Source organism: Rhodanobacter lycopersici (assembly GCF_040812335.1).
GTDB classification, from domain to species: domain Bacteria; phylum Pseudomonadota; class Gammaproteobacteria; order Xanthomonadales; family Rhodanobacteraceae; genus Rhodanobacter_A; species Rhodanobacter_A lycopersici.
Window position 1 is genome coordinate 314,048 of the sequence record NZ_JBFOHK010000003.1, and the last position, 15,633, is coordinate 329,680.

General features: G+C 68.1%; 13 protein-coding genes. 4 read left to right on the plus strand and 9 right to left on the minus strand.

Annotated elements, in window-relative coordinates:
* Positions 1-68 precede the first annotated feature (68 nt).
* Positions 69-3,140, minus strand: coding sequence for a glycoside hydrolase domain-containing protein (locus ABQJ54_RS12795; protein WP_367854697.1), 3,072 nt, complete (start codon positions 3,138-3,140; stop codon positions 69-71).
* A gap of 202 nt (positions 3,141-3,342) precedes the next feature.
* Here ABQJ54_RS12795 and ABQJ54_RS12800 point away from each other — a divergent pair, with 202 nt between their 5' ends.
* A complete protein-coding gene (locus ABQJ54_RS12800) occupies positions 3,343-4,533 on the plus strand; it encodes an alginate export family protein (protein ID WP_367854698.1) in 1,191 nt (396 codons plus the stop codon).
* A 296-nt stretch (positions 4,534-4,829) separates the two neighbouring features.
* Here the strand turns inward: ABQJ54_RS12800 and ABQJ54_RS12805 are convergent, their stop codons facing one another.
* Genes ABQJ54_RS12805 through ABQJ54_RS12820 form a run of 4 tightly spaced genes read right to left on the minus strand, consistent with a single transcriptional unit; the run spans position 4,830 to position 8,798 of the window.
* The gene (locus ABQJ54_RS12805) at positions 4,830-5,846 is read right to left on the minus strand and encodes a multidrug resistance efflux transporter family protein (protein WP_367854699.1); all 1,017 of its coding nucleotides are present in this window, start codon (positions 5,844-5,846) and stop codon (positions 4,830-4,832) included.
* A complete protein-coding gene (locus tag ABQJ54_RS12810; protein WP_367854700.1) occupies positions 5,843-6,730 on the minus strand; it encodes an alpha/beta hydrolase in 888 nt (295 codons plus the stop codon). The genes ABQJ54_RS12805 and ABQJ54_RS12810 overlap by 4 nt, the downstream gene beginning before the upstream one ends.
* An 8-nt stretch (positions 6,731-6,738) precedes the next feature.
* Positions 6,739-8,112: a sensor histidine kinase gene (locus ABQJ54_RS12815; protein ID WP_367854701.1), complete on the minus strand. Its 1,374-nt coding sequence runs from the start codon at positions 8,110-8,112 to the stop codon at positions 6,739-6,741.
* Positions 8,109-8,798, minus strand: a complete 690-nt coding sequence (locus tag ABQJ54_RS12820) for a response regulator (protein ID WP_367854702.1) — start codon at positions 8,796-8,798, stop codon at positions 8,109-8,111. Before ABQJ54_RS12820 ends, ABQJ54_RS12815 begins: the two co-directional genes overlap by 4 nt.
* 134 nt (positions 8,799-8,932) lie before the next feature.
* Between ABQJ54_RS12820 and ABQJ54_RS12825 the strand changes: the two genes are divergently transcribed.
* Positions 8,933-9,433 (plus strand): Spy/CpxP family protein refolding chaperone, encoded by a 501-nt coding sequence (locus tag ABQJ54_RS12825; RefSeq protein ID WP_367854703.1) that lies wholly within the window; start codon positions 8,933-8,935, stop codon positions 9,431-9,433.
* A 116-nt stretch (positions 9,434-9,549) separates the two neighbouring features.
* Here ABQJ54_RS12825 and ABQJ54_RS12830 read toward each other — a convergent pair whose 3' ends face one another.
* Positions 9,550-10,443, minus strand: a complete 894-nt coding sequence (locus tag ABQJ54_RS12830; RefSeq protein ID WP_367854704.1) for an alpha/beta fold hydrolase — start codon at positions 10,441-10,443, stop codon at positions 9,550-9,552.
* A 31-nt stretch (positions 10,444-10,474) separates the two neighbouring features.
* The gene (locus ABQJ54_RS12835; RefSeq protein ID WP_367854705.1) at positions 10,475-11,620 is read right to left on the minus strand and encodes an aldo/keto reductase; all 1,146 of its coding nucleotides are present in this window, start codon (positions 11,618-11,620) and stop codon (positions 10,475-10,477) included.
* A 119-nt stretch (positions 11,621-11,739) separates the two neighbouring features.
* Between ABQJ54_RS12835 and ABQJ54_RS12840 the strand changes: the two genes are divergently transcribed.
* A complete protein-coding gene (locus ABQJ54_RS12840) occupies positions 11,740-12,705 on the plus strand; it encodes a LysR family transcriptional regulator (protein WP_367854706.1) in 966 nt (321 codons plus the stop codon).
* Here the strand turns inward: ABQJ54_RS12840 and ABQJ54_RS12845 are convergent.
* Both ABQJ54_RS12845 and hutG read right to left on the minus strand, forming a co-directional pair.
* The gene (locus ABQJ54_RS12845; protein ID WP_367854707.1) at positions 12,696-12,860 is read right to left on the minus strand and encodes a hypothetical protein; all 165 of its coding nucleotides are present in this window, start codon (positions 12,858-12,860) and stop codon (positions 12,696-12,698) included. The genes ABQJ54_RS12840 and ABQJ54_RS12845 overlap by 10 nt on opposite strands.
* A gap of 122 nt (positions 12,861-12,982) precedes the next feature.
* On the minus strand, positions 12,983-13,933 hold the full coding sequence (gene hutG, locus ABQJ54_RS12850) for a formimidoylglutamase (RefSeq protein ID WP_367854708.1): 951 nt from the start codon (positions 13,931-13,933) through the stop codon (positions 12,983-12,985).
* Positions 13,934-14,057: 124 nt separating this feature from the next.
* Here hutG and ABQJ54_RS12855 point away from each other — a divergent pair, with 124 nt between their 5' ends.
* Positions 14,058-15,632: a GNAT family N-acetyltransferase gene (locus ABQJ54_RS12855; protein ID WP_367854709.1), complete on the plus strand. Its 1,575-nt coding sequence runs from the start codon at positions 14,058-14,060 to the stop codon at positions 15,630-15,632.
* Position 15,633: the final 1 nt, after the last annotated feature.

The following is a 15,633-nucleotide window of genomic DNA, read 5'->3' on the forward strand; positions in this document are numbered from 1 at the left end:
ACGCCCCGGTATGGGCGAAAACCTGTGCCGGTCGTCACGGGCTTTCGCGGCTCTCGCGAGGCCGGCGCTCAACGCGCCGGCTCAAGCTCCAGCAGCCAACCCTTGCCCGGCTCCACCGGGATCGCGTCGCCCGGCTTGAACGTGGCGGCGGGCTGGAAGCCCTCCACCGCAGGCGCCACCAGGCGGACACGCGAAGGATTCAAGCCGAGCATCTTCCAGTCGATCGTCAGCTTCACCTTCGTCGTGGCGGGCGCCCACGAAGCGATCGACACCAGGGTCTTGTCACCCTTGCGCACGTAGCTGGTGGCGAGCACGTCCGGGTTGCCGGTTTTCACCGGCGTGTCGTGCACCCACCAGCCGATCATGTCCGCCTGCTCGATGCCGAACGCATCCCAGAGCTGCCACAGGTGGCGCGGGTCGCCGCCGGTCCACGGCAGGCGATTGGTCATGCCGAACACCATGCCCCGCCACGGGTTGCCACCGTTCTGCAGCATCTCGCCCATCAGGCCGTAGGGGATGCCGGAGATCTCGGTGAGCCAGTACGCGGGCGAGGTGTGTTCGTAATCGAACTCCTCCCCGAACCACAGGCGGTCGATGTACGGGAACAGGCCCATGTAGAGCAGCGCGCTGTTGATGTAGCCGTCGCGCGCGTCGAACTGGCTGGCCGAATGCAGGTCGATCAGCGGGTGCGGGCGATGCGCGTCCAGCACCTTGCGCACGCGTTTCATGGTGGTGCGGTCGTAGGCCACGTCGTCGAGGTACAAGCCATCGATGCCGACGTTGCGCGCCAGCCAGTCCAGGCCTTCGATGTAGTAGTTGTGCCAGCGGCTCTGGCCGGCGTCGATCACCGCCGCGTCGCGGTTCTCCGGCACATGCCAGGCGGGGATGTAGTCGCCATCCAGATGCTCCTGCAGCCAGGAGAAGCCGCCGCCCCTGCCGGCGCTGATGATCTCGCTGCACGGCCCGGGCGCGGCCTTGCCGTCGGCGCCGATGCGGCAACCAGTGAGGCTTTCCAGCATCGGCAGTTCGGGCGAGCGGTCGGACAACTCGCGGATGGTGTCGTAGATCTTCACCTCCATGCCCAATGCATGCGCCTGGTCGATGAAGGCCTTCATCGCCACGGGCGTGAGGAACGGGTAGTTGATCCACGGATTGATCGGCGTGGCATGGTGGATGTTCACCACGTTCGCGCCTTCGGCCTTGATCTGCTCGAGGTTGGCGTAGCCGTGGTAGTAGCGCTCGGCGAAGTGCTGCGCCGGCTTGATGACCTTGAACGGTGTCACCCGCAGCACGAGGTCGTAGTGCAGCGTCTGTCCCGCCGCCATCGTGCGCGCGCCGCTGAATGCCTTGACCAGGTAGCGCGCGCCGTCGCGCGCAAACGTGATGCCGCCGGCGCCCGCGTTGTCCCACGAGCTGGGCATCACCAGCGGCTGCTGGTGGTAGAAGTTGGTGTTGAGCGGACGCCGGTAATGCTCATCGCGCAGGTGGAATTCCAGGCCCGCGTTCACCGCGCCGATCCATGCGCCGTCCTGGTTGTTCTCCACGTTCCACTTCCACGCGAAGCTGTCCGGCGTGGCGGAGCCGGTGCGGCCCAGGCCCAGCTCGTACTGCGCCACGTCGTTCTTCAGCGGGATCTCCAGACGGATGTCGTCGAGCTTCACCGCCTGTGTGGCGGTGAGTGCGATCGCGTAGCTGAGCGTGCCGTCCATCTCCAGGCTCGCGGTCACCTCGCCACGCAGCGGGCCGGCCTGCCCCGCCACCTGCCAGTGCACCTTGCCGGGGCCATCCACCACGACCTTGGGCGTGCCCGCAGCATTCAGGGCATGCGTGCTGCCGCCAGCGTCCTGCACCAGCAATTGCATCGGCGCTGCCAGCAAGGCGCGTGGAGTTTTCGTGTAGCCGGTCATGCGTTCGTCGAAGAAGCTGTCGATCTGCGCCGGCAGGCCGCTGGGCGCGAGCATCACGGTGCGCCCGAGGATGCCGAGCTTCGCGCCATGCACGGTCACCGCGGTGAACGGCTTCACCAGGTCGTTGTTCTGCGCCAGCGTGGAATTCAGCCAGCGCAGGCGGGTGAGCCTGGAGGGATCATTGTCGCCGTGCGCCACCGCTTCGCCTGCATCTACGGTGATCGCCAGCGGCACCTGCCGCGGCGGCACGCCGTCCGCGCTGATCGTCAGCGTGCCGCGATAGACGCCGGGCTTGGCGTCGGCGGGAACGTCCAGCCCCATCCACAACGGCTGCACGCGCCCTTGCGCCACGTCGAGGCGATCGGTGAACGGCTTGCCGGCATAGTCGATGCCGCCGAGGTTGAAGCAGGTGAGCCGCGCGGCCGGGATCGCGGCGCCATCCGGACCATGCAGCTCGCCGAAACTCACGCGCACGTCCTGCGCCGCGGCGCGCGCGGTCCACAGGCCGACCTGGAAGCCCAGGTATTCGCCGCGCAACGCATGATCGGCGAAATTGCCGCCCGCGCCGCGCCCGGCCCAGCGCTCGGGGAGCTGGGTGAACATGCGGATCGGGTGCTCGCGCGTCTCCGGGAACAGCAGCCAGGGTTGGCCGGGGTTCGCCGCCAGCACGCGTTGCACTTCGGCCGGCGTGGCGGTGTGCTCCATGTCGGTGTAGGCGTCGAAATCGTCCACCGCCTGGTAGCCGGTCACGCGCGCCTGTGGCAGCTTCGCCGCGCGGCGCGGATCGTCGAGACGATTCTTCTTCACCCACGCGGCGTCGGCGGTATCCGTCGGTGCGCGGTATTTCACCGTGGGGTAGTTGCGCGAACCGCTGCTGATATAGGGCTGGTAGTAGATCGCATAGGTGCCGGCCTGCTTCGCCTCGAACGCCAGCACGCCTTCGGCCTGGTCGATGCGCTCGCGCACCACGTTGCCCACCACCTGCCCGTCCGGACCAACCACGATGGTGGCCACGCTTTCGGGATGGTGGTCGCGCCGGTGCCAGGGGATCGTCGCCTGCACCGCCGTGGCGGGCTTGGCCACGGCGACGGTGTAGCGGTGGTTGCCGTACTGGTCGGCGTTCCAGCGCAGCTGCACGCCATCTTGGAGCGTCTGCGTCTGCGCCACGGCAGCGCTGATGCTGCCGGCAAGCAAGGCACAGGTCAGCAGGCCCAAAGCTCGTGGATGACGCATGGCGGCTCCCCTCGGTCGATGATCGAAGCCCGATATGTAACCTGTTGGCCGACATTACGCAAGAAAACGATCTAAAACGAAATCACTTGAAACAATTTTTGTAGCAAGCCCGGACGTCATATCCACATGCCAAGGCTTCATTTTTTTGGACGTCCATTCATCAGCAGACTCGGATCACCCCGCGAAGAAGCCGTGATCCCGCATGCGAAGACGCTCCCTTTTGCTGCTCGCCGGCCTGCTGCTGGCCCCGCTCGCCCATGCCGACGACGGCGTGCCCTACATCGACCTGCGCTACCGCGACAGCACGTTGCACCAGGCCAACCTCGCCGACACCGGCCACGCCCACACCTTGCGCCTGCAACTGGGTTACCTGTGGACGCCGCTGCCCGGTTTCTCCGCCTATGCGGAAGGCACCAGGGTGCTCTCGCTGTTCGGTCGCCAATACAACGACACCACCGGCAGGCGCACACCCTACCCCGCCGAAGCCGATCCCCCTTCCACCGAATTGAGCAGCGCATGGGTGGGCTACGCAGACGATACCGCAGGCGTCCGTGCCGGCAGGCAATACCTCAACCTGGACGACCGGCGCTTCTTCAGCTCCAACGCCTGGCGCCAGAACCCACAGTCCTTCGACGGCATCACCGGCTACCTGAACCTGGGCAGCGGCACCACCCTGGCCTACGACTGGATCGGCCAGGTCAACCGCACCGTGGGCGCGGATTTCCCCGACATCGACCAACGCCGCTGGAAGCTCGACGGCAAGCTGCTGCACGTGGATCAGGCACTGCCGCTGGGCAAGCTGACAGCCTATGCCTACTTCGTGAAAAACCTCACGCTGCCGACCGACTCCGTGCGCACCGAAGGTGCACGCTGGGTCGGCAGCGCACTCTTCGGGCAAACGAAGCTGGGCTGGACGGCCGAGGCCGCACGCCAACAGGACTACGCCAACAACCCCGCGCATTTCAGCCTGCCCTACCACCTGTTCGAGCTCGACTACGGCCTGCCGGCGATCTCGGCGCGGGCAGGCGAGGAGTCGCTGGGCGGCAATGGCCACACCGCCTTCAACATCGCCTACGGCTCGGGACATAGCTTCGACGGCTGGGTCGGCGTGTTCGCCGTCCCGTCGCACGGCCTGCGTGATCGCTACGCGGGCCTGCAAGGCCAATTGCCGTGGCAACGGCTGAGCTGGCAAGTCACCCGTCACGACTTCCAGCCCGCCAGCGGCGACGGCCCGCGCTACGGCAGTGAAACCGATGTCGGCGTGCTCGCCAGCCTCGGCACGCGCCTGGGCCTGGAACTGCAATACGGCGATTACCGCGCCGGCAGCTTCAGCGTGAACCAGCGCAAGCTGTGGCTGATGATGGAGTACCGCTACGGCAGGCAGGCGATTTAAGCCATGGAGCCTGCTTGCGACAGGCCCTGAGAGCCTGTTCAAAGTCTCCGCGTAGCTCGCGTTGCCTTGCCCTGGCTGTCAGGTGGTAGTGCCTGGTGCAGCGCCTGCCTGGCTGGCAGGCCCAGCCGCGCGCTGCCGCATGGCGGCCAGGGCAAGGCAACCCGAAGGGCCGGGGCTGTTTGTCCCCATGCCGGCGTCATCGCTCGGTCGTGGACGGACGTCCACTCCTTCGCTCTTCCTTGGCCTGCGTGCAAACAGCTTCCGGCGCGGGCCACGCGGAGACTTTGAACAGGCTCTTACGCACTGCGGTCGCCGCGCAACGCGCGCACGGCCTCGTCGTCTCCCGCCGCCTCGCGCCCGCTCACCCAGCCGAACAGCGCGATGCCAACAATGATCGCCAGCGCACCGAGCAGCGCCCAGCCATGCGGCCAGGCCTCGCCGAGCAGGGCCGCGCCCAGCACGGTGGTGAACAGCAGCTCGGCCGCCTGCATCGCTTCCACCGCAGCCAGCGCGGTGGGCTGCGTGCGCACGCGGTCGGTGGCGGCGAAGAACAGCACGGTGGCGATCACGCCCGAGGACAAGGCCACACCGCCGGCCAGCAACACTTCGCGCCAGCTTGGCCAACCCACCGTGCACAACGTTGCCAGCGCAATCAGCAGCCACAACGGCCAGCTGCACAGCGTCATGCCGAACACGCGCTGCAAGGCATTCACCCGCTGGGCGCTGGTTTCCAGATGCAGCAGCAGCATGCGGTTGCCCAGCGGATAGGCGAACGCGGAAAGCACCACCGCGCCCACCGCCAGCCAATCGCCGGCACTGAGCTTGCCGTGGGCGTGGCCCCATTGCAGCGCGAACACGCCCGCCACGATCAGCGCGCCGATCGCCAGCGTGGGCCACGCCAACCGTCGGCGCGCGTCGCGATAGATCAACGGCGCCAGCAGCGGCCCCGCCAGCACCGTGGTCTGGAAGCTGCCCGCCACCAGCCACGCCGGCCCACTGCCGGCGGCCCAGGTCAGCGGTATGCCGAACAGCACGAAACCCACGCTGCTCCACACCAGCCACGCACGCGGATGCGCACGCAGCTCGCGCGGCAACTCGCCCAGCCCGCCGCGCCACGGCAGCGCCAACGCCAGCAAGGGCAAGGTGATCAGGTAACGCAGGATCACCGCCCACGCCCAATGCCCGCCGCCGCTCACCAGGCTGCGGTTGAGCACATAGGTCATCGTGAAGAACAGCGCCGCGCACAGCGCCAGTCCCACGGCGGCGAAGGCGCTGCGGCGCATCGGCAGGTCGGTGGCATCAGGCAGAATCATCTACTCCGCGAACTGTCTGCATCCAGCAACAAACACAGGCTTCTGACGTATGCATCCCCGGCAAGCAGGTATGTGTCTTGATGCGTAGCGCCATCCACCGTCGCAAATGTCACGTTCGAGTGTCCCAGCGTCGCACTCCGCGCAAGCGCATAGGGCGTCACCGTATCGGCCGTCCCCTGAAACACCGAGACTGGCACGGATGGAATTTGCCCGAAAAGCGGTGCGGCGGCATAGTCCGGCCGCCCCAGCAACGCGCGCACAGGGAGCATCTGCCAGCCGACCAGCGCCGGATGCCGACTGATCCATGCCCGGACGACACTGGGCAGGTCCGCCCCGAGCCCGTCGACGAGTACGCCCCTGGGCCTGAATTTCGATGCTTCCACCAGCGCCACGGTTGCACCGAGCGATCGGCCAACGAAGACGCTGCGCCCCATGTCGCAACGAACCGCTTTGCTCACCTGCGATATCGCCATCGCAAGCTGGGCGGGCAGGAGATCCCTGTGCGAATACCCCTGCGCCCCGTCCTGTCCGGGGTATGAAATGGCGTAAACATCGGCCCCGGCCCCCCGTATCAGGGGGAACAGCGTTCTCTCGTAGGTGCCGATGCCGCCGTGCTGTCCCGGAAAGAAGAATGCGCACGCCTGCCTGGCGTCGCCATATCTGCGCACCACGACAGTGGTTCCAGGCGAAACGGCAACGTCGAACCGCTGGTCCTCGTGCGTCCGGCCATTGGACTGCGCGCTGAATATCAGCCGGTCGAGACTCCAGCGCAGGAGTGCCGCAGGCAGGGCGAAATACAGGACAACGACCGCTGCGACGAAGATCCACAGAATATTTCTGGACCGCGGAAAAATCCTCCGCCCGCTCTCGCGGCGATGCTGCATGGAGGCCTTCAATCGCCGACCACCGGCAACCTCAACTTCACCTCCAGGCCGTCGCCGTCGCCGTTGCGGGCGAGGATTTCGCCGCCGTGCGCCTTGGCCACGCGTTGCGCGATGGCCAGGCCCAGGCCGTGGCCGTCGGCGCGCGCGGCGTTGCTGCCGCGGAAGAACGGCCGGAACAGGGAGTCGAGTTCGTCCTCCAGCACGCCGGGGCCGTGGTCGCGCACCACGCATTCGGCCTGCCCGGCCACGACACGCACCGCCAGCTCCACGCGGCCACCCTCGGGGCTGTACTTGATCGCGTTGGAGATCAGGTTGCCCAGCGCCCGCTCCAGCAACACGGGGCTGCCGACCACTTCGACCGGGCCGCTGGCGGGCAGCCAGTGCAGGTCGATATGGCGCGCGTCCGCTTCCAGCGTCGCCTGCCGCAGGCTGTCGCGCGCCAGTTCGGCGAGGTCCAGACGCTCGCGCTCCATGCCCGGCAGACCACCCTCCATGCGCGACAGCGCCAGCATGTCCCCGGTCATGCGATCGAGCCGGGCAATCTCCTGCTCGGCCTGGCGGAAGTAACGCTCCGCCGCCGCGGAGTCGTCGCTGCGCTGGGCCAGGTCGAGGATCAGCTGCAGGCGCGCCAGCGGCGAACGCAACTCGTGCGAGAGATCCTGCAGTACGCGCCGGTCGTGCGTGACCAGCGCCTCGATGCGCTCGGCCATGGCGTCGAAATCGCCGGCGAGCTGCACCAATTCATCGCGCGAGGCGCCGCCGGGATGGTCCACGCGCGTCGACAACTCGCCGGCGGCCATGCGCCGCGTCGCCTCGCGCAGCGCCTGCACCGGCTTCGCCACGCTGCGCGCCACCCACCACCCCACCAGGCCGATGCACAGCAGGGACAGCGCGAACTGCACGCCGAGCAGGATCTTCTCGCGCGTCTGCGGCCGCAGGCGCATGTGCGAGCGGCTCATCGCCACCAGCTGGCGGACGTGTCCGTCGGCGCCGGCGACGGGTTGCACCGCCACGTACACGGACTGGTACTGGCCGCGCCACGGCCGCAGCACCATGCCGCGGTCGGCGGACAGCATCGCCGGCAGCGAGTGCCACACCGAGGCCGGCAAGCGGATCGGTTGCAACGGCTGGCCATCCTCGAACAACGTGGCCTCGACACCGTCATGGCGCTGCCGCTCGATCCATTGCGCCAGCGCGGGCGCACCGCCCTGCTCGTAGGTCTGGTCGGCCGATTGCGCCAGTGCGCTCCAGTCGATCTCCACCGCCGTGGTGTATTCGACGAAACGCCGGGTAAGGAAGCCGCCCAGCACCAGCACCAGCAGGTTCACCGCGCAGAACCACAGCAGCAGGCGCCAGTAGAGCGAGCTCTTGAACGGATTCATGGCACGCCCGCCACCAACACGTAACCGGCGCCGCGCACCGCGTCGATCCGCGGCGACTGCGCCGAAGCCTCGGCCAGCTTGTGGCGCAGGCGGCTCACATGCACGTCGATGCTGCGGTCATAGCGCTCCAGCTCGCGCCCCAGCGCGAGGCGGGTGAGCGCCGCCTTGTCCACCAGCTCGCCCGCGCGCTGCGCCAACGCCAGCAGCAGCTGGAACTCGGCGCCGGTGAGCGACAGCTCGTGCTCCTCCACCAGGGCCCGGCGTTCGCCGGGCAGCAGGCGCAGCACGCCAAGCTGCAGTTCCCCGGAAGCGGTGCCCGGCACGTTGCGCCTAAGCTGGGCGCGGATGCGGGCCAGCAACTCGCGCGGCAGGCACGGCTTGGCGAGGTAGTCGTCCGCGCCCAGTTCCAAACCCACCACCCGGTCCACCGGCTCGCCGCGGGCGGAAAGCATGATCACCGGCAGGCGGTATTTCATGCGCAGCTCGCGCAGCGTCTCGAGGCCGTCGCGGCCCGGCATCATCACGTCGAGGATCAGCAGGTCGGGCCGCTGCGCCGCGTTGTGCAGCCGCGCCAGCGCCTCCTCGCCGTCGTGGGCAAGGTCCACGGCAAAACCTTCGCGCCGCAGGTACTCGGCCAGCAGGCCGCACAGCGCGCGATCATCGTCGGCAATCAGGATGCGTGACATGGCAGGTTATTTAGCGGATCGACGATGGCCCACCCAAAGGCTTTACCCATCTTTACGCTTCCGCAAAGAACATACACGCCCGGATGTCGTCCAATAAACACACGTTCCACTCCCCACGACAAGAGGCGACAACCATGCGCAAGAACCTTTTCATCGGCCTGGCCCTGAGCTCGGCGCTGGCGATCGGCAGCTTCGCCGTCGCCGCACAAGGCGCCCCCGGCCCGCACGGCGGCTGGGGCCATCACGGCGGCGCGCACGGCATGATGGCGTTGCACAAGCTCAACCTGAGCGACGCCCAGAAGGCCAGCATCAAGCAGATCATGAAGAGCAGCTTCACCCAGAACAAGAGCCAGTTCCAGGCCGTGCGCCAGCAGCGGCAGGCGTTCCAGGCGATGAGCCCGACCGATCCCGGCTACCAGGCCGCCGCCGCTTCGCTGGCCCAGGCCGAAGGCGCCGCCACCACGGCTCGCGTGCAGCAGATGGCCAACGTCCGCGCGCAGATCTACAACGTGCTGACCCCGGCCCAGCAGTCGCAGCTGGCCTCGATGAAGGCGCAGCAGCAGGCCCGCAAACAGCAGTGGCAGCAGTTCAAGGCCCAGCACCCGACCGGCAGCGGCACGCCGAGCGGCCAGTAAGCCAGCAGGTAACGCTCGCGCAGCCCCTCCCCTGCGCAGCGGGAAGCCGCGTCGGCCCGCGCCGGCGCGGCTTTTTTGCATGGGATCCGAGCGCCCCCGCCGATGGTCGCCGGTCCTCAGGTCGGGGCGACCCAGCGCGATGCATGAGGCGCTGACCCGTTTCCCATGCCGACCGCTGCCGCTCCGCGCGTCGCGTGTCGTGCCAGCCAGCGACGGATCTCGGCCAGCACTGCCTCCGGCGCCTCCATGTTGGCGTGGTGTCCCGCCCCCTGCACCACCAGCAACTGCGCATGGCGGATGCCATCGGCGAGCCGGGCGGACAATTCCTGCACTTCGGGCTGGTCCTCGCCGCCCACCATCAGCAGGGCCGGCACGGCAAGCTCGTCCAGGCGATCCAGCGCGGAAGGCTGCGGTGTGCGCTGGTCCTGCGCGGCATGGCGCCAGTAATTGGGTTCGAGGCGGAACTGCAGCGCGGTCATCGCCTCGGTGCGGCGGCGGACACCGGGGTCGACATCCGCCGATGCGCGAAGCGGCCCATCGGTGAAGGCACGCAAAGAGCTGTCGATCATGCCCGGCACGTCGTAGGTGCCGAGTGCCTGGAGGAAGGCACGCGCGGCCGGCGTGCGGTCGGCGAACCTGCCCCAGTAGCCGGCGCCGACGAAGATCAGGGCGCTGACACGTTCGGGATACGCGAGCGTGAAATCCAGCGCGGTGGCAGCACCGCCGGAACAGGCCAGCAAGGCCGTGCGTTCGACGCCGCAGGCATCCAGCACCGCGGCAAGATCCTCGTGGTGCGCATACGCGCGACCTGGCACGATCCCCGACTGGCCAAAACCGCGCGCGTCGTAGCGCAGCACGCGATGGTCGTGCGCCAGCGCGGCGAACTCGTGATCCCACTGCCGGCTGTCGACCAGGAAGCCGTGCAGCATGGTCACCGCCTCGCCATGGCCCGCCGCTTCGACGTGCAGGCGGGCGCCGTCCGCTTCGACCGATGATGTCGTCACTGTCATGGGGAATCTCCTCGGTTTCCGTTATGTGCGATCAACGCGGATTCGCTGCCACCAAGCCCTGCGTGGCGCTGGTTTCGGAAGCTGCCACACGCACCGGCGCACGGTAGCCGTCCGGCTTGTCGCCGACCGCTGCGCCGCTATGGATGCGTTCCTGCTGCGCCTGCTCGAAGAAGCTGTACGGGAACTGCTGCGGCAGTGCGGAAACGTCGTCCAGCAGGCGCAACGCCTCGTCGGGCAGCGGGCGATCCAGCGCGGCGAGGTTGTCCTCGAACTGCGCCATCGTACGCGCGCCGAGTATCACCGAGCCGATCGCGGGACGGCGCACCGCCCACTGGATCGCCACCCGTGCCATCGACAGGCCGTGCTCGCGCGCCACCTGCTCCACGGCGCGGACGATGGCCCAGTTGCGTGGCGTGAACTTGTCCTGCAACGACACCAGCCCGCTGCCCTTCAGCGCCTGGATGCGGCCGTCGCCATCGCCATCGTGGCCGGATTCGCTGGGCTTGTACTTGCCCGAAAGCATGCCCATGCCAAGCGGGCTCCACGCCGTGATGCCGTAGCCGAGTTCCTGCGCGAGCGGCGCGTATTCGCGCTCGATGTTGCGTTCCACCAGCGAATACTGCAGTTGCAGGTTGACCAGGGGCTGCAGGTGATGCGCATGCGCCAGGGTCTGGATTTGCGCGGCGTACCAGGCCGGCACATCGGACAGGCCCGCGTAGCGGATCTTGCCGGCGCGCACCAGGTCGTCCAGCGTGCGCAGCACTTCCTCCGCCGGCGTGAGGCGGTCCCAGATGTGCAGCAGGTAGAGGTCGATGTAGTCGGTCCGCAGGCGGCGCAGCGACCCTTCTACGGCGCGCAGGATGTTCTTGCGCCCGTTGCCGCCGGCATTGGGATTGCCCGGCTCGGCGTTGTAGCTGAACTTGGTGCTCAGCACGACGCGGTCGCGGCTGCCGCTGTCGGCGATGAACCGGCCCAGCAGGGTCTCGCTCTGGCCCTCGGTGTACAGGTCGGCGGTGTCGACGAAGTTGCCGCCGGCGGCCAGGTAGCGGTCGAACATCGCACGCGCGGTGGCTTCGTCCGAACCCCAGCCCCAGCTTTCGCCGAAGGTCATCGTGCCCAGTGCAAGGCGGCTGACGCGCAGGCCGGAACGGCCGAGGGTGTAGTAGTCCAGCGACATGGCGGATCTCCGGTGGGTGAGTGGAACGGACGCCAGTCTGCGCCTTGCGATTGCACCGAAAAACCGACAGCATGTTGATGCTTTATGAAGTCATGCTAATCAATCATGGAGCCTTGCCCATGCGTGACGACTACGCCCTGCGCGCGTTCCGCGCCATCGCCGAACACGGCAGCTTCACCCGTGCCGCGGCGGCGCTGGACGTCACCGCCTCGGCACTGAGCCAGACATTGCGGCAACTGGAAACGCAGGTGGGCACGCGCCTGCTCCATCGCACCACGCGCCGCGTGGGCCTCTCCGAGGCAGGTCACGAACTGCTGCAGCGGATCACCCCGGCGCTGAAGGAACTGGATGCGGCGATGGATGCGCTGCGCCAGCACGGCGACCGCCCTGCCGGCCTGCTGCGCCTCACCGTGCCGGACGTGGTGGCGATCGCCCTGCTCGACCCGCTGCTGGGCGAATTCATGGCGCGCTGGCCGGAGGTGAAGCTGGACATCCACGTCGACAACGGCCTCAGCGACCTGATCGCCGAGGGCTTCGATGCCGGCATCCGCCTCGGCGAGCGCCTGCAGCGCGACATGGTGGCGCTGCCGGTGGGCGGGCCGATGCGCTCGGTGGTGGTGGGCTCGCCGGCCTACTTCGCGCGCCACGGCCGGCCGACACAGCCGCGCGAGCTGGAAGCGCACGACTGCATCAACTTCCGCCAGATCAGCAGCCGCGCGCTGTACCGCTGGGAATTCGCGCACAAGGGCGGTCCGCGCAAGGGCCAGTGGTTCGAGATCCCGGTGGATGGCCGGCTCACCGTCAACCATGTGCCGCTGGCGGTGCGCGCCGCGACCGCGGGCGCAGGGCTGGCCTGCGTGCTGGAACCGTTCGCGCGCGAGACACTGGCCGACGGCCGGCTGGAAAGCGTGCTGGACGACTGGTTGCCGCCGTTCGCCGGCTTCCACCTCTACTACCCCAGCCGCTTCCAGGTGCCGCCGAAGCTGCGCGTGTTCATCGACTTCCTGCGCGAACACCGGTCAATGGCCGGGACGGCGCAGGCCGCGCGCCATCCCGGCCGCAAACGGCCCGGGCCTCAGCGATAACGCCAGTGACCGCCGACCCAGACATGGCCCGGGCCCCAGTAGCCCGGCACCCACACATGGACGGGGCGCGGCGCCACCATCACGCATCCGGTGAGCACACAGCTGCCACCCAACAAGGCGGCGGAGATCAGGCAGGCAGACAGGAAACGACGCATGGCGCACTCCTCGTGGGGGATGTGCTGCATGAAACGCCATGCATCCGTGGCGCGATGACTGCCGGCCCGGCGCTTTCCGGAAAAGGTTCAGCCGGCCCTTATCCACCTGACCGGAACCCAACTCAGTTTCCTGCGGCACGTCCTATCGCATGCGTGGCGCGATGGATCAGGCGTGCGGCGACACGGGCCGTGACACGGTCGCGGTCGAACGGCGGCGACAGCTCGGCCACGTCCAGCACCTTCACCTTGCCGGTAGCGGCGATCGCGTCGAGCAAGGGCTCGACCACCTCCAGCGGCACGCCGCGCGCGCTGGGCGCGCTGACGCCGGGCGCCATCGCATGCGGCAATGCATCGAGGCAGATGGTCTGGTAGATCACGTCGACGTTCGCCAGCTTCGCCTGCAGCTCCGCGATGCGCGCGGGCAGGTCGAGCAGGCCCAGCTCGTCGTCGCGCACGTAATGCACGCCGAGCTCGGCGGCGGTGTCGAACAGCACGCGCGTATTGGCCGAGGCGCTGATGCCGTACACGCAGTAGTCCAGCGGCAGACCGTGCGCCGCCGCGTGCTCGATGGCCTGCAGGAACGGCGTGCCGGAACTGCCGCGATCCTGCCGGCGCAGGTCGAAATGGGCGTCGATGTTGACGATGGCCACGCGCGGGCGCCGCTCGCCCAGATGCCGGGCCAGGCCCTGGTACGTGGCGAACGCGATCTCGTGGCCGCCGCCGAGGCCTACCGGCAGGTGGCCGGCGTCGAGCAGCGCAGACAGCTTTTCGGCGTAGCGTTGCTGCGCGCCTTCGAGGTCGCCGTCGACCACGTCCACCGTGCCTGCGTCATACAGCGGCGTGTCGTCGAGCAGCGGCAGGCTGGAGAGCATCGCGCGCAATGCCGCGGGGCCCTCGGCCGCACCCACCCGGCCGCCGTTGCGGCGCACGCCCTCGTCGCTGGCAAAGCCCAGTACCGCCACGCCAGGCGCGGCACCGGCCACGGGCTCGCGCACCCACTGGTGCCAGCGCCGCGTGGCGGGACCTTCCGGCAGGTCGACCCGGCCACTCCAGCCGCTCACGACGGCACTCATGGCGACACCTGTCGCAGGAAACACATGCAGATGGCCTGGTTCATGGATGACTCCCGTATGTGATGCGCGCATTGTAATCGTCGCGCTCGCATCCGCTTCACCCACGCCACCGCAGCATGCGTGCATGGCAAAGAAAAACGGCGAACGCATCCCCAAGTTGCGCCTGCGACTGGCCGCGCCCGACGACGTGCCGGCGCTGGTCGAGCTCACCGCACGCGTCTACACGCCCGAAAACGGCTACTCGGCAGAAATGCTGCGCTCCCAGCAGACGCACTTCCCGCAGGGCCAGTTCGTGGTGGAATACGAAGGCAAGGTGGTGGGCTACTGCGCCACCTTCCGCATCGACGAGGCCGCCGCGCTGGCGCCGCATACCTGGGTCCAGATCACCGCCGGCGGCATGGCCTCGCGCCACAAGCCGGACGGCAACTGGCTGTACGGCATCGAGGTGGTGGTGCACCCGGACTATCGCCGCATGCGCATCGGCCAGCGCCTGTACCTGGCGCGCAAGCGGCTGTGCATGGACCTGAAGCTGCGCGGCATCGTGTTCGGCGGGCGCATTCCGGGGCTGGCGCGCAACATCCAGCGCTACGGCAGCGCCGAGGGCTACGTGCAGGCAGTGCAGGAAGGCCGCCGCCGCGACCTCACGCTGAGCTTCCAGCTGGCCAACGATTTCGAGGTGATCGGCCTGCTGCGCAACTATGTACCCTCGGACCACGATTCGCTGGGCTATGCGGTGCACCTGGCATGGCGCAATCCGCTGCTGCTCGACCAGCCGGACATTCCCTCGACCTCCTCTCCGCGCCTGCTGCCCAGCACGGTGCGCGTCGCCTCGGTGCAATACCTGCAGCGGCGCATCGCCTCGTTCGAGGAATTCGCCACCCAGGTCGAGTATTTCACCGACATCGCCGCCGACTACAACGCGGACTTCGTGGTTTTCCCCGAGATGATCACGCTGCAGCTGCTGTCGATCGAGAACACCGAGCTGCCGGCCACCGAAACGATCCGCAAGCTCAGCCAGTACACGCCGCAGGTGAAGGAGCTGTTCGGCCGGCTGGCCGTGCACTACAACATCAACATCATCGCCGGCACCCACCCCACCGAGCAGGCCAACGGCGACATCCACAACGTCTGCTACGTGTGCCTGCGCGACGGCTCGATCCACGAACGCGAGAAGCTGCACCCCACGCCCAGCGAGCGCATCACCTGGAACATCTCGGGCGGTGACGGCGCCGCCACGGTGCTGACCGACTGCGGCCCTGTCGGCGTGATGATCTGCTACGACAGCGAATTCCCCGAAGTGGCGCGCCACCTGGTGGACCAGGGCGCGCTGATCCTGTTCGTGCCGTTCTGCACCGACGTGCGCGAAGGCTACCTGCGCGTGCGCTACTGCGCGCAGGCCCGCGCGGTGGAGAACCAGTGCTACGTGGTGCTCTCCGGCAACGTGGGCAACCTGCCCGGCGTCAACAATTTCGACATCCAGTACGGCCAGAGCTGCATCCTCACCCCCAGCGACTTCCCGTTCGCGCGCGACGGCATCGCCGCCGACTCCACCCCGAACAGCGAGACCGTGCTGTTCGCCGACCTGCACCTGGAGAGCCTGGCCAGCGCCCGCAACGCCGGCGCCGTGCAGAACCTCAAGGACCGTCGCTTCGATCTGTACGAGACGCGCTGGCTGCCGAAGCCGCCCGCTCTGCGATAAT